General features: G+C 62.9%; 17 protein-coding genes. 4 read left to right on the top strand and 13 right to left on the bottom strand.

Annotation, left to right across the window (positions count from 1 at the left end; all coding sequences use genetic code 11):
• Positions 1-4: 4 nt before the first annotated feature.
• The 3 genes from ACSQ3L_RS01835 to ACSQ3L_RS01825 all read right to left on the bottom strand — a co-directional run bounded on the left by ACSQ3L_RS01835 (position 5) and on the right by ACSQ3L_RS01825 (position 3,797).
• Entirely contained in the window at positions 5-1,159 is a 1,155-nt protein-coding gene (locus ACSQ3L_RS01835; protein WP_436158379.1) for a carbohydrate ABC transporter permease, read from the bottom strand.
• Between the two features lies 1 nt (position 1,160).
• A complete protein-coding gene (locus ACSQ3L_RS01830; protein WP_436158378.1) occupies positions 1,161-2,174 on the bottom strand; it encodes a carbohydrate ABC transporter permease in 1,014 nt (337 codons plus the stop codon).
• A gap of 267 nt (positions 2,175-2,441) precedes the next feature.
• A complete protein-coding gene (locus ACSQ3L_RS01825; protein WP_436158377.1) occupies positions 2,442-3,797 on the bottom strand; it encodes an ABC transporter substrate-binding protein in 1,356 nt (451 codons plus the stop codon).
• Between the two features lie 360 nt (positions 3,798-4,157).
• Here ACSQ3L_RS01825 and ACSQ3L_RS01820 point away from each other — a divergent pair, with 360 nt between their 5' ends.
• Positions 4,158-5,213, top strand: a complete 1,056-nt coding sequence (locus ACSQ3L_RS01820; protein ID WP_436158376.1) for a LacI family DNA-binding transcriptional regulator — start codon at positions 4,158-4,160, stop codon at positions 5,211-5,213.
• A 57-nt stretch (positions 5,214-5,270) separates the two neighbouring features.
• Complete coding sequence (locus ACSQ3L_RS01815) at positions 5,271-6,617, top strand: NAD(P)/FAD-dependent oxidoreductase (protein WP_436158375.1); 1,347 nt, start codon at positions 5,271-5,273, stop codon at positions 6,615-6,617.
• On the opposite strand, the gene ACSQ3L_RS01810 is transcribed toward ACSQ3L_RS01815, so the two are convergent.
• Together ACSQ3L_RS01810 and ACSQ3L_RS01805 are read right to left on the bottom strand one after the other, a co-directional pair.
• Positions 6,600-7,883 carry an NAD(P)-binding domain-containing protein gene (locus ACSQ3L_RS01810; RefSeq protein WP_436158374.1) on the bottom strand — a complete coding sequence of 428 codons (1,284 nt, stop codon included), beginning with the start codon at positions 7,881-7,883 and terminating at the stop codon, positions 6,600-6,602. The two genes, ACSQ3L_RS01815 and ACSQ3L_RS01810, sit on opposite strands and share 18 nt — an antisense overlap.
• 170 nt (positions 7,884-8,053) lie before the next feature.
• Entirely contained in the window at positions 8,054-8,962 is a 909-nt protein-coding gene (locus tag ACSQ3L_RS01805; protein ID WP_436158373.1) for a LysR family transcriptional regulator, read from the bottom strand.
• A gap of 78 nt (positions 8,963-9,040) precedes the next feature.
• On the opposite strand from ACSQ3L_RS01805, the gene ACSQ3L_RS01800 reads away from it, so the two are divergent.
• Both ACSQ3L_RS01800 and ACSQ3L_RS01795 read left to right on the top strand, forming a co-directional pair.
• Positions 9,041-9,859, top strand: coding sequence for a class I SAM-dependent methyltransferase (locus ACSQ3L_RS01800; RefSeq protein WP_436158372.1), 819 nt, complete (start codon positions 9,041-9,043; stop codon positions 9,857-9,859).
• Positions 9,860-9,884: 25 nt separating this feature from the next.
• Positions 9,885-10,394, top strand: coding sequence for a hypothetical protein (locus tag ACSQ3L_RS01795; RefSeq protein WP_436158371.1), 510 nt, complete (start codon positions 9,885-9,887; stop codon positions 10,392-10,394).
• Here ACSQ3L_RS01795 and ACSQ3L_RS01790 read toward each other — a convergent pair.
• The 8 genes from ACSQ3L_RS01790 to ACSQ3L_RS01755 all read right to left on the bottom strand — a co-directional run bounded on the left by ACSQ3L_RS01790 (position 10,391) and on the right by ACSQ3L_RS01755 (position 19,290).
• Positions 10,391-11,824, bottom strand: a complete 1,434-nt coding sequence (locus ACSQ3L_RS01790) for a S8 family serine peptidase (RefSeq protein WP_436158370.1) — start codon at positions 11,822-11,824, stop codon at positions 10,391-10,393. The genes ACSQ3L_RS01795 and ACSQ3L_RS01790 overlap by 4 nt on opposite strands.
• Entirely contained in the window at positions 11,814-12,482 is a 669-nt protein-coding gene (locus tag ACSQ3L_RS01785) for an anti-sigma factor (protein WP_436158369.1), read from the bottom strand. The genes ACSQ3L_RS01790 and ACSQ3L_RS01785 overlap by 11 nt, the downstream gene beginning before the upstream one ends.
• Positions 12,479-13,045 carry a sigma-70 family RNA polymerase sigma factor gene (locus ACSQ3L_RS01780; protein WP_436158368.1) on the bottom strand — a complete coding sequence of 189 codons (567 nt, stop codon included), beginning with the start codon at positions 13,043-13,045 and terminating at the stop codon, positions 12,479-12,481. The genes ACSQ3L_RS01785 and ACSQ3L_RS01780 overlap by 4 nt, the downstream gene beginning before the upstream one ends.
• 289 nt (positions 13,046-13,334) lie before the next feature.
• The gene (locus ACSQ3L_RS01775; RefSeq protein WP_436158367.1) at positions 13,335-14,174 is read right to left on the bottom strand and encodes an alkaline phosphatase family protein; all 840 of its coding nucleotides are present in this window, start codon (positions 14,172-14,174) and stop codon (positions 13,335-13,337) included.
• A gap of 61 nt (positions 14,175-14,235) precedes the next feature.
• Positions 14,236-15,891 (bottom strand): ABC transporter ATP-binding protein, encoded by a 1,656-nt coding sequence (locus tag ACSQ3L_RS01770; RefSeq protein WP_436158366.1) that lies wholly within the window; start codon positions 15,889-15,891, stop codon positions 14,236-14,238.
• Complete coding sequence (locus ACSQ3L_RS01765) at positions 15,891-16,718, bottom strand: ABC transporter permease (RefSeq protein ID WP_436158365.1); 828 nt, start codon at positions 16,716-16,718, stop codon at positions 15,891-15,893. The genes ACSQ3L_RS01770 and ACSQ3L_RS01765 overlap by 1 nt, the downstream gene beginning before the upstream one ends.
• Positions 16,719-16,727: 9 nt before the next feature.
• Positions 16,728-17,687: an ABC transporter permease gene (locus ACSQ3L_RS01760; protein ID WP_292190188.1), complete on the bottom strand. Its 960-nt coding sequence runs from the start codon at positions 17,685-17,687 to the stop codon at positions 16,728-16,730.
• Between the two features lie 16 nt (positions 17,688-17,703).
• Positions 17,704-19,290, bottom strand: coding sequence for an ABC transporter substrate-binding protein (locus ACSQ3L_RS01755; RefSeq protein ID WP_436158364.1), 1,587 nt, complete (start codon positions 19,288-19,290; stop codon positions 17,704-17,706).
• Positions 19,291-19,408: the final 118 nt, after the last annotated feature.

Here is a 19,408-nt window from a genome sequence, read left to right as displayed (position 1 = left end):
CGTCTCAGCCTCCTTTCACCGAGCCGGCAAGCAGCCCGCGGACAAAATAGCGCTGCAGCGAGAAGAAGACGATCAGCGGCACGATGATGGTCACGAAAGCCGATGTCGTCAGGATCTCCCAGTCGCCACCGCGTGAGCCCAGCAACGCATTGAGCTTGGCGGTCAGCACGATCTGGTCTGCCTCTGTACCGAGGAAAACCATCGCCACCAGCAGATCGTTCCATACCCACAGGAATTGGAAGATGGCAAACGAGGCCAGCACCGGGAACGACAACGGCAAGACGATCTTGACGAAGATCTCGAAATCGCTGGCGCCGTCGATGCGCGCCGATTCCATGATTTCGCGTGGCAGACCGGCGATGTAGCTGCGCAGCAGGTAGATGGCGAAGGGCAGGCCGAAGCCGGTATGCGCCAGCCAGATGCCGAGATAGGTCTTCGACGGCATGCCGAAGAAAGCGCCGACACCGTTGTAGAGCTTCAGAAGCGGTATCAGCGACATCTGCAGCGGCACCACCAGCAGGCCGATGATGACCGCGATCAGCAGCGCCCGGCCGGGAAACCGCATCCAGGCCAGTGCATAGGCGGCAAAAGCGGCAATCAGGATCGGGATAACGGTCGCTGGAATGGTGACGGTCAGCGAATTCATGAACGACCGGCCGATGCCCTCGGAAAACAGCACGGTTCTGTAATTGTCGGTGGTGAATTTCGGCGGCGCGGACGAGGCATAGTAGATGCGCTGGCCGCGATCGCCTTCGAACGCCTTGGGCGAGGTCATGACGAAACTGCCGTCGGCGTTGAGCTGCAGCGTCACACCGTCGCCGAGATCGGCCGAGGTGCCGGCGGGATATTGCGTCGGTGCCGCCGATTTGACGCCGAAGGCGCTGATGTCGCGCGCAGCACCATCGCCGAAGATATTGCCCTCGAGAACGAACTTGCCGTCCTTTTCGACCTGCGCCGAGGCGGCCGGCAGCCGGCCGGCTTCCGTCTGGGTGGAGCTGGCGAACGAGTTCCACCAGCCCGAGGCGATGATCTGGTTCTTGTCGCGCAGCGACGAAACCAGGATGCCGAGCGTCGGTATGGTCCAGATGGCGACGAAGACAAGCACGGCGATGTGGACACCAAAGCGGCTGGCGAAGGAATTTCCGGTCGCAACGGCCATCTCAATGTCCTCCCGTCTCTTTGTTCGCCTGGCGGATGTTCCAGACCATGATCGGAATGACGGCGATCATGATGATGATGGCTATGGTGGCGCCGCGGCCGAAATCGCCGCCGCCGCGGAACATCCAGTCGAACATCAGATTGGCCAGCACCTGGCTGTTCCACTGGCCGTTGGTCATGGTCAGCACGATGTCGAACACTTTGAGCACCAGGATGGTGATCGTGGTCCAGACGACAGCGATGGTGCCCCAGATCTGCGGCACCATGATCTTCCAGAAGATCTGGAACGGATTGGCGCCGTCGATGACGGCGGCTTCCAGCGTCTCTTCCGGAATGCCGCGCAAGGCGGAAGACAGAATGACCATGGCGAAACCGGTCTGGATCCAGATCAGGATGACCATCAGGAAGAAATTGTTCCAGAACGGCAGCGATATCCAAACCTGAGGCTGGCCGCCGAAATGCTGGATGATTGCATTGAGGATGCCGATCTGCGTCTGGCCCTCGCCACGATATTCGTAGATGAATTTCCAGATGACGCTGGCGCCGACGAAGGAGATCGCCAATGGCAGGAAGATCAGGCTCTTGGCGATCGTGCCCCACCAGATCTTGTCGGTGAGCACGGCGATGATCAGCCCGAGGAAGGTGCAGGCGGCCGGCACCACTGCCAGCCAGACGATGTTGTTGAGGATCGAGTTGCGGAATTCGCGATCGCCAAAGGCCCATTGATAGTTGGCCAGGCCGACGAAATTGATGCCGCCGCGATCGAGGAACGACAGCCGCAGCGTCTCGATCACCGGATAGATCAGATAGATGGTCAGGATGATCATCGCCGGACCGACGAACAGCCAGGGACGGACCAGCCCTTGCCGGCGCAGATTGTCGATGGCCGCGGCCCCGGCGACGCCGCGCGACGGGAATATCAGGTCGACCAGTCTGTTTGCGCCCCAGAAATAGGCGACACAGCCGCCGACGCCGACGATGATGACGAATATGGCCGAGAAAATCTGAGCCGCCATGGGTCCCTCTCCCCTGCGCATCATCAGCCAAAGCCGAACGGCTCGGGCGGTGAGATGCGCCGATTCAGTTGTTCAGAGCGCGATGGCCAGGCAAAACAGGGTTTCCCATTTGCTGATCGCGCTTCATGCCGGATTCTGTGTGCTCATGATAATCGCCGCGGCACGAGCCGCCTGTCCGATCCGGGCCTCCAGAGCCCGGATCTACTTGGGATCGGATAGTCCAAACCTCCAGCCGGACGATCGGCTGCTTACTTACCTGTCGGTCGCCTACTTGATGGCATCCCAGCTCTTCTGGATGTCGGTGGCGACATCCTGCGCGGACTTGCCGCCGACCAGGTCGATCATGCCGGTCCAGAAGGCGCCGGCACCGATTTTGCCCGGCATCAGGTCGGAACCGTCGAAGCGGAAGGTCGAGGCGTTGGCGAGGATTTCGCCCTGCTTCTTCAGCGCGTCGCTGGCGTAGGCGTCCTTGTTGACCGACTTCAGCGGCGTCACGAAACCGCCCTCGGCCATCCAGATCTCATGTGCGAGCGGCATCTTCAGGAATTCGATAAAGGCGCGGGCGCTCTTGCTGTCTTTCGTGATCATCGCCAGCGTGCCGGCGCCGAGCACGGGCGTGCCCAGTTCAGGCTTGGAGGCATAGGGCGGGAAGTAGAAGAAGTCCGCGTCCTGGCCGACCTTGGTGCCTTCCGGAAAGAAGGTCGGGATGAACGATGCCTGATGGTGCAGGTAGCATTTCGGCGGCACCGCGAAGAGGCCCTTCGGACTGTCGCGGAAATCGGTCGCCGCAACCGCCTTGGCGCCGCCGTCGACCATCTTGTCGTCGGTCGCGATCTTGCCGAAGATGTCGATGGCGTTGACCACCGCCGGATCGTTGAACGGGATCTCGTTCTTCACCCACTTGTCGTAGGTTTCCGGAGACTGGGTGCGCAGCATCAGGTCTTCGACCCAGTCGGTCGCAGGCCAGCCGGTCGCGCCGCCGGAGCCGAGGCCGATGCACCAAGGCTTGCCGCCATCGGCGATGATCTTCTTTTCGAGATCGGCGAGTTCTTCCTGCGTCTTCGGCACCTTGTAGCCGGCTTCCTCGAAATTATCCGGCGAGTACCAGACCAGCGATTTCACGTCGGCCTTGTAGGGAAAGGCGAAGAAGCCCGGCTTGCCGTCCTTGTCCTTGAAGGTGCCGAGATCGACCCATGACTGGCCGGCGCCGTAATTGTCCTTGACCCATTTGGCGGTGTCGTCGCCGAGCGGCGTCAAAAGGCCCTTCGATGCCAGGTCTTGGATCAGGCCCGGCTGCGGCAGCACGGCGATGTTCGGCGGGCTGCCGGCCTGCGTGTCGATGACGATCTGCTGTTCGTAATTCTCCGAGGAGGAGTATTTGATCTCGACGCCGGTGGCTTCCGAGAAATAGTCGAGAACGCCGCGCACCAGGCCCTCGTCCTCGCCGCGCCACGGTCCGAAGATCGACAGCGTCTCACCCTTGAGGTCGACTTTCTTGAGCTCTTCGTAGTTCGCCCAGTTGAAGCGCTTGTCCTCACCCGGCTTGAACTTCAGTTCGGCATGCGCGGGCGCGTTCAGGGCGAGCGTGACAAACGCGGCACCCAGCAAAAGCATTTTCTTCATCGGTATTCCTCCCAGTGGGTCACACACACCGGACGGAACCTCCATTCCGCCCGCCGACGCCGCAGGACTGTGACTCAGTCAGAAAGGAACCGCAACCTTTCGAAGAGTCTTCCAAAGCGCTTTGGCTTTTTCGATCACGCCATTGAATCGCCTGGAAGTCAAGAGGTCGGTGGGTTAATCGATTTAATACTGGGCATATACGAGCTCGAAAGTGCGTTGCAACATGCTTTTATGGCGGTGCAGCAGCAATTTCTGTTTCAAACACGCCTCAACCGCGCTTATGGTTCGTCATCGAATGGACCGGCCTGCGGGACTTGGGTCGATTCAATTTAAAAGCGCTTTGAGGGAAATGGAGACTTCGTGAACCTCAAGCAGCTCGCCCATATGCTGGCACTTTCGCAGACCACGGTAAGCCGCGCGCTGAACGGCTATCCCGAGGTCAACGAGGAAACGCGCAGGCGTGTCATGGACGCCGCCAAGCGTCACGGCTATCGCCCCAACCCCAGCGCGCGCCGGCTGGCGACCGGCAAGACCGGCATGATCGGCTATGTCTTGCCGACCGGTGCGTCGGTCGACATCGATCCGCATTTCGTCGAATTCCTGTCCGGCCTCGGCGACTATGCCCGCTCGCACGAACTCGACCTCGTGCTGTCGCCGGCCGACGCCGACGACCAGGAGACGACCTACCGGCGCATCGTCGCCAACCGGCAGGTAGATGCCGTCTATATCTCCTCGCCGAGGCCCGCCGACCGGCGCGTGGCGCTGGTCAACTCGCTTGGCATTCCCTTCATCGTCCACGGCCGCAGCGAAGGTTTCGATTTCGACTATGCCTTCACCGACATCGACAATGAGGGCGCCTTCCGTGAGGCGGCCAGGCTGCTGATCCAGCTCGGCCATCGGCGGCTGGCGCTGATCAACGGTGACGACCGCGAGACCTTTGCCATCCATCGCGAACGCGGCGTGCGCAGGGCACTCGCCGCGAGCGGGCTGACATTGGGCGAGCGGCATGTCTGTTCGGTCGTCATGACCGAGGAGAACGGCTATCGCGCCACCAGGCGTTTGCTGGAAGAGGGCGATGCACCGACGGCGATCGCCTGTTCCAGCCTGATCATGGCGCTTGGCGTCGTGCGCGCGGTGCGCGACCTCGGCTTGAGCATTCCCGGCGACGTGTCGCTGATCGCCCATGACGATGTCTTCCCCTGGCTGAGGCCGGAGAATTTTTCGGTGCCGCTGTCGACGACGCGCTCATCCATCCGCCTCGCCGGCGCCCGCGTCGCCGAGCGGCTGGCGGCACGGATTTCCGGCCTGGAGGAGGGCGCCCGCGGCGAGGTCTGGCCGGTTGACCTGGTCGTCAGGGGATCGGTCGCCGGCGCGCCGGCTAAGCTCAAAGCCAATCGCTCCGAAGGCCGCTCTTGATTTGGCCTCTAGAGGGTGGCAACCAATCACCTTCAACCAGTCCTCCTGGATGCCCACTTGCCCACATTCCCGTTCTCCGAAATGGATCCAATCCAACATCCTGGCCCGCCGCCGAAGACTTCGGAGGTGGTGATTGTCGGTGGTGGTATCATTGGCGTAACCACAGCTCTTTTCCTTGCAAAGCGGAACATTCCGGTGACGCTGCTGGAAAAAGGACGTGTTGCGGCCGAACAGTCCTCCCGAAATTGGGGTTGGATTCGAAAGCAAGGACGAGACGCCGATGAGCTGCCGATTGTCATCGAGGCTTGTCGCCTGTGGCGGCAACTGGCTGAGGAATGCGGCGAAGATATCGGGCTGAACCAGACAGGTGTGACCTACCTGGCGAACTCCGACAAGGACATGGCCGGCTTCGAAGAGTTCATGAAGATCGCCGCGATCCATGCGCTCGACACTCGGCTCCTTGACGCGGATGAAACTGGCAAACTCATCAAAGGCATGTCGCGCAAGTTCAAGGGCGCCATGACGACGCCTTCCGACATGCGCGCCGAGCCCTGGTTGGCGGTGCCTGCGCTTGCTCGGCTTGCCGTCCGAAAAGGCGTCAAAATCGTAGAGAATTGCGCAGCGCGAACCCTCGAAATCTCCGCTGGCGGGATCAGGGGAGTGTGGACCGAGGCCGGATACATCGAGACATCCAGCGTGCTGGTGGCGGGCGGCGCCTGGTCCTCCCTGTTCCTGAGAAGACACGGCGTGTCCATCCCCCAACTCAGCGTCAGGGTAACCACAGCCGCAACAGAGCCCATGCCTGAAGTCTATGCAGGTGCGGCAGCGGACGAACACATCGCTTTCAGGCGCCGACAGGATGGCGGATACACGCTCGCTCCGGGAGGCAGCAATTTGCTCTACCTGGGGCCTGACGCATTCCGGCACGCCACCAAGTATCTTCCCGCTCTCAAGGCCAATCCGTTTGGAACCCGCTACTTTCCGTTCGCTCCATCGGGTTACCCTGATAGCTGGTCGACTCCGCGCGATTGGACGCCGGATTCGCCGAGCCCTTTCGAAAGAATGCGGGTGCTCAACCCCGCTGCTGAACCCTCCGGTCTCCGTTCGATAGAACGCAATTTCGGACGCCTTTTTCCACAGTTCGAGAAAGTTCGCTTGAAAGCCGGCTGGGGCGGCATGATCGACGCCATGCCCGACGTCGTCCCCGTCGTGGATCAGGTGCGGGCAGTCGGCGGTCTTTTCGTCGCGACGGGAATGAGTGGCCACGGGTTCGGTATCGGACCCGGTATCGGTCGCGTCGTTTCCGACCTCATTCAAGGGAACGAGACTGGGCATGATCTCAGCCGCTTTCGGCTGTCGCGCTTCTACGATGGAAGCGCCGTTCGGCTAGGCCCGGCGCTTTAGTTTAAGCAACGGACCCTTGTGAGGCGGGCGCCCCACGATGTGTTCGACAAGGCGGTGCGCCTCCTCGGCAATCGCTAATATTATGCCCGATTTGCGCGTGGAGGCGAAATCTAAGCCGGCGAAGTAGATGCCTGGCTGCGCGGCCACGCCATCCTCGTGAACAGGCCGTCCCTGCGAGTCGATTACCCCCGGGAGATTCACCCAACTGAAATCGCCCCGGAAACCAGTACACCACACCACGGTCGTGATGCCGGACACAGCAACATCAAGAGAGCGAATGGTCGGGTTCGGCAGATGTGCCGCGACGGTCTCCGCCGGATCGGGTTCCGAAACGGGGGCATCGATTCCGGAGTGGCTGATATACTCATCGATGTAACGTTTGACGTTGGCGGAGGCTTCATCCGCAAAACGAACATGGGCTTCGAGATCGTCGGCGAACGAGAGACGGCCGCCTTCCTCGACGCCTGCGAACCGGCCAAGCAGCACGATACCTCGGGCGCTGAGCGCTTGGAGGCTAATGGTGTGTTCTGCCCCAAGCAGACCCCGAGCCGGAATGCGTTCCGCAACACGGATGATCTCCTCTCGACGCACGTCGAGAAACCCGCTCTCGACCAGCCACATCATAATGTGGCGACCTCGGTAGCTCCGAGAGAGTCGTCCAACCCGGCTTGTTGCAAGGAAGACCGTTCGGCCTGCTTCTGCCAAGTCCTCCGCGATCTGGCCGCCCGACTGGCCACCTCCGACAACCAGCACCGCTCCACCAGGGAGATCGGCGGCGCTGCGGTAATCAGAAGCATCGATCTGGCAGAGGCCGGGCGGCAACGAACCGGCCCAAATTGGGCGCACCGGACGATTCAAGTCGCCGCTTGCGATCACCACGTTCCGCGCCAAAACTGTGCCGCGTGAGGTGGTTAGCCTATATTCGCCATTCTTGTGTCCACTGGCCAGTTCGGTCACCGCGGTGTCCGGTTCGACAGGAAGGCCGTTCCGCTTGGCGAAATCCTCAAGGAGTGCGACGAATTCATTGCGCGTCAGGGTACCGGACGGATCTGAACCGTCATAGCAGTCGCCTGGCATTACGGTCTGCACGTTGGGGGTATTCATCCGGAAAGAGTCCCACCGCTGTGTGCGCCAGGTCTCTCCAATGCGGCCTCTCTCCAGTATCCTGTGGCTTAGGCCTCGCCGTGCCAGCGAATGGCTGACGCCCAGGCCGGCCCAGCCGGCCCCGACGACCACCGCATCAAGGACATTGGCGTCACTCGTCATTTGCCGCAGTCCCCGATGCTAATGCATGTCGCCAAAAAAATGGCGTCCGCATAGTTTCCCCCAAGGTACGAGGCAAGATAGCAGCTCTGTCGGCTCACGCCACGATCAAAATCTCGCCCGCCGCCAGCAGTGGGGAGACCACTGCAAGGGAGGGTTCGGATTCCGGTATCTCACGCCGCGGATTTGAGGTGGTCGATGAAGGCGCGCAGCTTCGGCAGGATTTGGCGCTTGCCGGGATGATAGAGGAAGACGCCCGGCGTCGTGGCGGCGACGCCGTCCAGCACCGGCTCGAGTTTACCTTCGGCTATCGGACCTTCAGCGACTGGTCGAGGCGTCTGCGCCAGCCCAACGCCCCGCATCGCGGCCCCGAGCAATGTCGGATAGTCGTGCGCGATCAGCGGGCCTGAGACCATCGCCTCGATCGTCTCGTTGCCGTCGACGAAAGGCCAGGGCGCAATGGCGCCGTTCGAACGGCGCAAGCGCAAGCAGGCGTGGTGGCGCAAATCGTCGACGCGTTCGGGGCGGCCGTGGCGTTTGAGATAGTCGGGGCTGCCGACGACCACAAACGAGAACGACGGGGTTAGCCGCACCGCGACCATGTCGACCGCGATGAACTGGCCGAGGCGGATGCCGGCATCGAAGCCGCCGGTCGCGAGATCGACCATCTCGTCGCTCGCGGCGATCTCCAGTTCGATCTCGGGATAGGCCCGGCAGAACGACGCGATCATCGGCTCCAGGATCAACGGCACGACGGCGCGGGGCACGGACAGGCGCAGCAGACCGGTCGGTCGTTGGCCGATGTCACGCACGGCCTCGCCGGCCGCGACGAGTTCTTCGAAAGCAGGGCGCGCACGATCGAGGAACCGTTGGCCAGGCTCGGTCAAGCCGACGCTCCGCGTTGTGCGGACGAACAGCGCCGCACCCATGCGTGCTTCCAGCGCGCGCACCGCCTGGCTCACGGCGGACGGTGTCACGCCGAGTTGCGCTGCGGCGCGGCGGAAGTTGCGGTGCCTGGCGACAGCCAGGAACGCCTCGACGCCCTCCAGCGCTCCGTGTCGGACTGTGTAGTTTTGCTTCATGGGTTGTTGTGATTACAATGGATAGTCGAATTATGGAAGCGGGCTTAGGTATGGGCTGAACCTAGGAGACATCTTGCGATGACCGATGAACTTGAAGGGGTACGCGACCATTATCGCGCGACGGGCCTGACCGAGCGGCTGAAGACGGTGTTGGCTGCCCTCGGCCCGGAGGACCAGCTCCTCACGCCCCAGCAATTGGGCGTTCTTGACCAGTTTCACACCCGTGGGCTAGCTGCCACCGCCGAGCTTGCCCAACTGGCGGGGATCGCTGCCGGCATGTCGGTACTGGACGTCGGCTCGGGCGTTGGCGGGCCGGCGCGCTTTCTGGCTGCGACCTATGGCTGCCGGGTTACTGGCGTGGACCTCAGCGAGCCTTTCGTGGATGCCGCGCGCTATCTGACCGAGCGCACGGGACAGAGCGGGCAGCTGTCGTTCCAGACCGCCAATGCACTGGCGCTTCCCTTCGATGATGGCCGCTTCGACATCGCGCTGCTGCAGCATGTGGCTATGAACATCTCCGACCGGACGCTGCTCTACAGCGAGATTCGGCGCGTGCTGAAGTCAGGCGGCAGGTTTGCCACATTCGACGTCGTGTTGTCTGGAGGCGAGCCGCACTATCCGCTTCCCTGGGCGAGAACGCCGGCGACGAGCTTTCTCCTGACAGCCGGTGCGACGCGCGAGGCGATCGAACCGGCCGGCTTTCGTATGCTGGCATCGCAAGACGACACGGGGGCCGCCAAGGCCTGGTTCGCACAGCTCCGCGCGTCAGGGCCGCCGCCTCCGCCAAATCTCGGCGTGGTGATGGGACCGGACTTCGCCGAGCTTGCGACCAACCTGGGACGAAATCTCATGGAAAGCCGGCTCGGCATCCTGACAGCGGTGTTCGAGGCGGTGTGAGCCAACTGCCGAGAGGAGGCCCCAGATGTCCACGGAAGTCCTGTTCCAAATCCATCTCGTTATGGGCTATGTCGCGTGGCTGCTTTGCTTCGGCGCGTACATTCTGCCGTGGCTCAGGTCGATGGACCGGGTCGCGGCGCAACGCGCTGTTGCGACCCTGCACAGCTTCCGCTTCTTCGGGCTGGTCTTCCTCGTTCCGGGTGTTGTCAGCCCCGATTTGCCTGCCGGCTTTGCCGTGTTCGCCGCCTATGGCGACTTCGCGACGGGGGTGCTGGCCATGCTGGCGCTTCTTACGGTGAGGATACCTCAGCTCTTCTGGGCGTTCGTCGTCGCCTTCAATCTCGTCGGGACGGTCGATCTCATCGTTGACTATTACCATGCCATCCAGGTCGGCCTCCCCCAGCGTGCTGGCGAACTGGGCGCCACCTACGCGATCCCGATCATCTACGTGCCGCTGCTGATGATCACGCACATCGTCGCGTTCTATTTTCTGCTGCGTCCTCCGCAAGCCGCGACCGGAACCGTCGCAGACTAATCCTTTGCCGCCGCCTTGATATCCAGCAGGCCGTAGCCGAAATCATTGTCGCGTCCCTTGGGGCCGAGATCCCTGGCCGTTGCCGCCAGCGCCTTCTCGATGGCGTCAGCGGAGCGGTCGGGCGCGGCATGGATGAGATTGGCGATGGCGCCGCTTACGATCGCAGCGGCGAAAGAGGTGCCGGTGACGACATCCGAGCCGGCCCCGCTCGGCGCCACCATCTCGACGCCGGGCGCCGAGATGAAGACATAGGCGCCGCGATTGGCCTGCGGCATCAGCCCGTCCCTGGCATCGGTCGCGGTCACCGCGATGACACCGTCGAAGGCGGCCGGATAACCATAGGGTGCTTTCGGTCCGTTGTTTCCGGCTGCGGCGACCAGCACAATGCCGAGTGCGCGGGCATTGCCGCAGGCGACGCCGAGCAGGTCGTTCTTCGGCCCGACGAAGCTCATGTTGATGATGCGAACGTCTTGGCTCGCCGCCCAGTCGAGCGCCGACAGGATGACATCCATGGTCGACTTGCCGCCTTCGAAGGCGCGGGCGTGGTAGATCCTGGCGCCGGGCGCCATGCCCTCCAGCGCGCCAACACCGGCGATCAGCCCGTCGATCGACGTGCCGTGATCGCGCTTTTCGATCGGCACGTCGGGCATGGCGTCGAACTGCCCGGCAATGACACCTGACAGCGCCGGGTTGGAGTCGTCGATGCCGGTGTCGATCACCGCAATACGGACGTTTTGGCCGCTGGCCTGTTTGGCATCGAGTGCGATGCGCTCGAAGGCATAGTTGACGATGCTGGCGGCCTGCTGCAGCGAATAGACATGGTTCGGCTCGCGCCTCTGGGTGCGGCCGTCGGCGGCCAGTTGCGCCAGCACGACGCCGACCGGGCGGCCGTCGGGAATGCCGAAGCGCACCAGCGTGGTGCCAAGCAGCAGCGACTGGCGCTGCGAGCGCACCTGAAGTCCAAAGGAAGCGGCGATCTGCTGCACCGCGCTGGCATCGCCGTCGACAGTCACCAGCACCTCGTCGGGCACGAAATCGCCGATCACCGCGCGCGGTGGCTGAACCGCGATGAGATCGGTCGGCGAGATGATCGGGCCACCGGGCGGAGGTCCTGCCTGATTGTCGGGGGGAGGCGTTGCAGGACCCGGCCGTGGCGGCGGCACAGGTGCCGGAAGCGCCGCCGGGTTGGGGAACAGGTCGACGATCAGGGCCGGCAGGAACACCGCGCCTGACTGCGCCGCATCCGATCCGCTCTTTGTGTCACTGCCATCCCTGGCGCAGTCGGCTCCCGCCGCATTGGCCCCATCGCGGCAGTCGACTTTCGGCGGATCGGGATCGGGGTTGTTGGTCTGCGCCGACGCAGGCACGGCGGCGATTGTCATCGCCGCCGCAAGCATTGCCGCAAATCGAATGACCGCCTCAGCCGCCATCAGCCGGTTTCCTTCCCTCGATCACAGTCTCCGTGAACGGCTGGGCGGCAATAAGGCCGATCTGCTTTGTATAGTCGGCTGCATCGGCAGCCGGAATGCCAAGCCGGAACACGCCGTCGGCGGTCGGTCCACCGACGATCTTCAGCCCGTTGCTGCCGAGGAAGGCGGAAATATCCGACATCCTTGCATCCGGCTTGAACTTCACCAAGGCGAACGGCATTTTCGCCAGATCGTCTTGCGCGCCGGCAATCTCGAAATCACTGCCCTTGCCGCCGGGCTCGACAAACGACTGCACCATGACCAGGGCCAGCAGAACCGCGGCCGCCGCCCAGGCGACACCGACCGGCACCGCCATGAAGTGGCCCCAGGCCTGTGCCAGCCAGGAAGATCCTGCCGGCTTGCGAGCAGGCCCGGCCTCGGCGTCGAGTGCCCTGGCGAAGCGGCTGAGCGCATCGGCCGGCGGGCGGATCGCTTCGTTGGCGGCCGCGGTGCCGGAAAATTCGGCTTCCGCTTCGCCAAGGGCGGCAAGTGCCGAGGGGTCGCTAGCCAGCCATTCCTCGACGGCTTCCAGGTCAGAACCTTCCAGCGAGCCGTTCAGATAGAACGGCAGCAGCGTTTCCATTTCGTCGCGGCGCGACATCTTTTCAGCGGCGCTCATGGCCACCCCCTGTCGTAACCGGCGGCCTTGAGGGCTTCGCCGAGTTTCTTGCGGGCGTAGAACATCCGAGTCTTGACGGTCGCGACCGGAATGCCGAGCACCTCGCCGATCTCGCTCACCGATTGTCCGTGATAATAGGCAAGATCGATCACCACGCGATGCTCTTCCGGCAAGGCGTCGACGAAGCGTCGCAAGGCGGCAGCCTTGTCTTCCTTCATGGTGACGACTTCCGGCGTATCGGCGCCGTCTGGCACCGCGGCGGCGGCCTCGTCGTCGATCCAGTCTTCCTTCTTCTTGCGCAGCAAGGACAGCGCCTTGAAACGGGCGATGCCGAGCAGCCATGTCGAGACTTCGGACCGTCCTTCGAAGCCTGGCGCCTGGCGCCACAGCTCGAGGAAGACTTCGTTGGCGATATCGTCAGCCATCATTTCCGATCCCGTCTGGCGCGCCACGAAGCGGTAGACCCGCGCGTGGTGACGCATGAACAGGAGCCGCACGGCGGCACGGTCGCCCTTAGCGACCCGGTCGACAAGCGCGCGATCGGTCTCGGTCGCTGCCGTCATGGCCGGTCGAGCCGCCTGGCTCCTGTCTGCTCTGTCGCTGATCGGCCCAAAAAGGTTCATCCTCCGCCAAGGAATTTTGGGAGGCTAACCGAAGTAAGGAAAGGTTGCCAGAGCCGGGCCTTTTTCCCTTCTCCCCTTGTGGGAGAAGGTGGATCGGCGCGCAGCGCCGAGACGGTTGAGGGGTGTTGGATGGAGTGCCGTCCTTGCCAAGTTGGAACACCCTCATCCGACCTCGCTTCGCGAGGCCACCTTCCCACAAGGGGGGAAGGGAAGGACTCCGTGCCCCCACTCACCCCAAGAACGGCTTCGCCTTCATCGTCTCCGGAATAGCCACACCCAGCCGGCTCAGCACCGTCGGCGCCAGCTGCAGCTGATCGAGCAGCGTGTCGGGCTGCGGACCCTTGCCGGACCCGAAATAATACAGCGCGAAATCCTGCATCTCGTCGTCGTGGCCGCCATGATGGCCACGATCGGTCTGGCCATGATCGGCGGTGACCATGACCTCATAGCCGGCTTCGATCCAGCGCGGCAAGAACGCCGCCAGCATGCCGTCCATCGCATAGACGGCGTGGTCCATCTCGTGGCAGTCGTGACCGAAGCGGTGGCCCATCGAATCCAGCGTGCAAGTGTGCAGAATGCCGTAGTCGATGCCGTGGCGTTTGGTCAGCATGGTCAGTGTCGCGAACAGGTCGACGTCGCTCGGCGTCATCTGGTTGCGGGCATTGTAACCGGTCATGGTGTGGAAGCGGCCATGCGTGATCGGCCCGCTTGGCTCGTCGAATTCCATGTCCTCGACCAGATCGAACGGATAGGCGCGGAAGAACTCCGACCAGTAGGAATGGGTCACGGCACCCGTCTTGCCGCCGGCTTTGCTGACTTCGGAGAAGATATCGGGCTGCTCGACGCGGAACCGGTTTTCGTTGGACAGGATGCCGTGCACCTGTGGCGAAACCCCGGTGTGGATCGAGGCATAGCAGCAGGCCGAGGTCGACGGCAGCACGGAGCGCATCTTCCAGACCCGCGTCTCGCCCGATTGCACCCAACCTTCGAGATTGCCCATCAGCCGGCGCCAGTTCCTGTACGGCACGCCGTCGAGGATGATCAGCAAAAGCTTGGATTTGAGCGCCATGGGCGGCTCCATGCGGTCTTGTTGCAGCGGATGACGGCAATCGCGCCTGAACGGCGGCTCGCTAGTTCCCCGCGCTGGCCATGCGCCGTCCCTTGATCGCCTTTTCCAGCCAGCCGATCTCCATTTCCGGAACCGAGGAAAGCAGCAGATCGGTGTAGGCATCGAAGGGCGGGCTCAGCACCTTGCTCTTGGGGCCGTAGCGCACCACCTCGCCGCGATACATCACCGCGATCGAATCGGCGATCGACTTCACCGTGGCAAGGTCATGGGTGATGAACAGATAGGCGACGTTCTCCTCCTTCTGCAACTCCAGCAGCAGCTCGAGGATGCCGTGTGCCACCAGCGGATCGAGTGCCGAGGTCACTTCGTCGCAGATGATCAGCTTGGGCTTGGCGGCAAGTGAGCGGGCGATGCAGACGCGCTGTTTCTGGCCGCCGGAAAGCTCGGCCGGGTAGCGGTCGGAAAAACCCTTGCCCATCTCGATCTTGTCGAGCAGTTCGGTAACGCGTCTGTCGCGTTCGCGGCCGCGCATGCCGAAATAGAACTCCAGCGGCCGGCCGATGATGGTGGCGACGGTCTGGCGCGGGTTCATCGCCACGTCGGCCATCTGATAGATCATCTGCAGCTGGCGCAGATCCTCCTTCGGCCGGTCGGCCAACCGGTTGGCCAGCGGACGCCCGTCGAAGGTGACGGTTCCCTGTTCGGGTGGCAAAAGCCCGGTGATGGCACGCGCCAGCGTCGACTTGCCGGAGCCGGACTCGCCGACGACGGCCAGCGTCTGGCCCGGATAGATGTCGACAGAGACGTTCTTCAGCACCTTGATATGGCTGCGGCCATAGGCGGCGGTGACGTTCTTCACCGACAGGAACGGCGTCGTGCCGGGCTTCTGCTCCTGGTGTTCGATCTCGTGCACCGACACCAGCGCGTTGGTATATTCCTGACGCGGCTCCTTGATGATCTGCCTTGTGCCGCCCCATTCGACCAGCCGGCCGTGGCGCAGCACCATGATCTCGTCGGAGACCTGGGCGACGACCGCAAGGTCGTGAGTGATGTAAAGCGCGGCCACATGCGTGTCTCGGATGGCGTCCTTGATGGCCGCCAGCACGTCGATCTGCGTCGTCACGTCGAGTGCGGTTGTCGGCTCGTCGAAGACGATCAGGTCCGGCTCGGAGCAGAGCGCCATCGCGGTCATCACGCGCTGCAGCTGGCCACCCGAGACCTGGTGCGGAAACCGCTCGCCGATGGTTTCGGGGTTTGGCAGGCTGAGTTTTTTAAACAGCGCTACCGCACGCTTTTCGGCCTCGGCCCGCGTTGCCGTGCCGTGCAGCAGCGTGGCTTCCACCACCTGGTCCATCAGCCTGTGCGCCGGGTTGAAGGCCGCTGCCGCCGACTGCGCGACATAGCAGACCTCGCGGCCGCGCAATTTGCGGAAGCCGTCCTTGCCGCCCTTGAGGATGTCGCGGCCGTTCAGGATGACCTCGCCGCCGGTGATACGTACGCCGCCGCGGCCATAGCCCATCGACGACAGGCCGATGGTCGACTTGCCGGCGCCGGATTCGCCGATCAGGCCGAGCACCTTGCCCTTCTCGAGCGTCAGCGAGACATCGTGCACAAGCACGATGTTCTTCGGCGGTTCGCCGGGCGGGAAGACAGTGGCCTCGATGCGCAGATTGCGGATATCGAGCAGCAGGCCAGCTTTCGCTTTGCTGTCGGCCATCACCCGCGTCCTCCCTTGAGGCTTGTCGTCCGGTTGAGCACCCAGTCGGCGACCAGATTGACGGAAATCGCCAGCGCTGCAATCGCCGCCGCCGGAATGAGTGCGGCCCCGATGCCGAAGACGATGCCGTCCTTGTTTTCCTTGACCATGCCGCCCCAGTCGGCGTCCGGCGGCTGCACGCCAAGGCCGAGGAACGACAGCGTCGACAGGAACAGCACGGCGTAGATGAAGCGCAGGCCGAGTTCCGAAACCAGCGGTGACAGCGCGTTGGGCAGGATCTCGCGGAAGATGATCCAGCCGCTGCCCTCGCCGCGCAGCTTGGCCGCCTCGACATAGTCCATGACGTTGATGTCGACGGCGACCGCGCGCGACAGGCGGTAGACTCGGGTCGAGTCGAGAACGCCCATCACCAGGATCAGAGTTACCAGATTGGAGGGTAGCACCGAGAGCACGACGAGAGCCATGATCAGCGTCGGGATCGACATCAGGAGATCGACAAGGCGCGACATGAGCGTGTCGAACCAGCCGCCGAACACCGCCGCCGAAAAACCGAGGATGGCGCCGAGTGAGAAGGAAAGCGCCGTCGCCAGCACGGCGATGAACAGCGTGGTACGGGCGCCGTAGATCATGCGCGAAAGCAGGTCACGCCCGAGATTGTCGGTGCCCAGCCAATGCGCCGACGACATCGGATCCCAAGGGACGTCGCTGACGATCTCGGCATTGCCGTGTGGCGCGATCCAGGGGGCGAACACCGCTGCCAGGACGAACAGTGTCGTCAGGACGATGCCGATCAGCGCGGGGATGGGGATGCGTTTGATATCGAGCATGCCCGCCCCCTATTTCGGATGTCTGAGGCGCGGATTGGCGACGATCGCCGCTATGTCCGCGATGATGTTCAGGCTGATATAGACGGCGGCGAAGATCAGGCCGACCGCCTGCACCACCGGCACGTCGCGCTTGGTGACGTGGTCGACCAGATATTGCCCCATGCCCGGATAGACGAAAATCACCTCGACCACGACGACGCCGACGATGAGATAGGCAAGGTTGAGCATGACGACATTGATGATTGGAGCGATGGCATTGGGGAAGGCATGCTTGCGGATGACGTTGAAGGCCGACAGGCCTTTCAGTTCCGCCGTCTCGACATAGGCCGACTGCATGACATTGAGGATCGCGGCGCGTGTCATGCGCATCATGTGGGCAAGGACAACCAGCGTCAGTGCCGCCGCCGGCAGCGTGATCGCCTGCATGCGCTCAAGGAACGGCATGCCGTCATAGACGGTCGAGATGCCAGGGAAAATCTGCCACTTCACGGCAAAGAAATAGACGAGCACATAGCCGATGAAGAATTCGGGAAAGGAGGTCGAGGCGAGCGCCAGTCCGGAGATCAGCTTGTCGACCCAGCCATTGCGATAGCGCACCGCGATCAGGCCAAGGATGATCGCCAGCGGCACGGCGACGATCGCCGCCCAGAAGGCGAGGAACAGCGTGTTCCACAGCCGGCCCTTGATTGAAGTTGCGATATCTTGCCCACTCGACATGGCCGTGCCGAGGTCACCGGTCAGCGCGCCGCCAAGCCAGTGGAAGTACCTGACATAGGCAGGATCATTGAGGCCGAGCTGCTCGCGCAGATTGGCGAGCGACTCCGGCGTCGCCGATTGTCCGAGGATGGCTTGCGCGACGTCGCCGGGCAGGATCTGCGTGCCGGCGAAGATCAGGACCGAAACGGCCAACAACAGGACGATGCCCAGCGCAACGCGCTGGGCAATTAGTTTCAAGATGGGTGAAGACATATCCGCAAGGCCAAGCTCAGGCCTGCAGCCAGCACTTCGCCAGGGCGTAACCGTTCATCAATTCCTGATGCGGATCATCGACCCAACCATCGACCTTGGCGCCGGTCGCGTCGATGAACTGATTGAACATCGGCAGGATCAGGCCGCCCTCGTCGCGGACCATGACAGCCATGTCATGGTACATCTGCTTGCGCTTGGCCTCGTCGAGCTCGGCGCGCGCCGCCAGCACCATCTTGTCGAAGTCCGGGCGCTTGAAACGCGTGTCGTTCCAGTCGGCGGTAGACAGATAGGCGGTGGAGTACATCTGGTCTTGGGTCGAGCGGCCGCCCCAGTAGGAGGCGCAGAAGGGCTGCTTGTTCCAGACCTCGTTCCAGTAGCCGTCGCCGGGCTCGCGCTTGAGCTCGATCTTGATGCCGGCCTTGGCCGCACTCTGCTGGAAGAGTTGCGATGCGTCGACAGCGCCCGGGAAGGCGACGTCCGAGGTCCGCAGCAGCACGGTGCCGTCGTGCCCCGACTTCTTGTAGTGGAACTTGGCTTTGTCGGGATCGTACTTGCGCTGCTCGATGTCGGTGAACAGCGGATAGGACGAGTTGATCGGGAAGTCGTTGCCGAGCGAACCGTAGCCGCGCAGGACTTTGTTCAGCATCTCCTCGCGGTCGATCGCCAGCTTGAGTGCCATCCTGAGGTCGTTGTTGTCGAACGGCGCCGTGTTGCAATGCATGATGAACACGTAGTGGCCGGGACCAGCGTGGTTGCGGATGGTGACGCCCGGCAGGCGCTTGATCAGGTCGACGATCTTCGGCTCGACGCGGTTGATCATGTTGACCTGGCCGCCCTGCAGGGCCGCGGTGCGTGCCGTCGCATCGTTGATGACGATGACCTCGATCTGGTCGGCATGGCCCATCTTGTCGCCCTGCCAGTAATTGGCGAAGCGCTCGGCGCCGTGGCGCACGCCGGGCTCGTTGGTTTTGACAACGTAAGGGCCGGCCGAGATGCCGGCATCGGGCTTGTCCTTGCCGCCATTGGGCTGCACGATCAGGTGATAGTCGCTGAGCAGGTAGGGAAGGTCGGCATTCGCCTCCTTCAGCGTCAGCACCACTTCCTTGCCGCTGGCCTTGATGGTTTCGATGCCCTTCATGTAGCCGAGCGCGCCGGATTTCGACTTCTCGTCCGAATGGCGCTCCAGCGTGGCAGCCACGTCTTCGGCGGTCACCGTCTTGCCATTGTGGAATTCGACGCCGTCACGGATCTTCAGCGTCCACACCTTGGCGTCGTCCGACGAGCCAATCTCCTCGGCGATGCGGTTCTCGAGCTTGCCCTCGGGGGACAGCTCGACGATCATTTCGCCCCAGCATTTGCCGAAGGCGAATGGCACCTGGGTCATCATCAGCGCCGGATCGAGGCTGTTGGTGGATTCACCGCCGACGAGGCCGGCTTTCAGCGTGCCGCCCTTGATCGGACCTGCCGCGCGCGCCGCACTTGAAAGCAGCGAGTTGGCGAAGGGTGCGGTGACACCAAGCGCTGCCGCCCGGCCGAGAAAATCACGACGGCTCAGTTTGCCCGACGCGACGCGCCGGCTAAGGAATTCCAGTTCGTTCGACATGTTAGTTCCTCACTCTGTTGGTTCGACTCTGCGGTCGTTTTTCTTGTTTCTCGTGAGGAGAATAATGACCGCAAGGGAAACCGGTAAGCAAGACCGAATGCGACATGCCGTGGCGTAA

This window comes from Mesorhizobium sp. LjRoot246, from assembly GCF_964254115.1.
Lineage (GTDB): Bacteria > Pseudomonadota > Alphaproteobacteria > Rhizobiales > Rhizobiaceae > Mesorhizobium.
The sequence above is the reverse complement of the archived record's forward strand: the minus strand, read 5'-3'. Positions and strand labels throughout refer to the sequence as shown.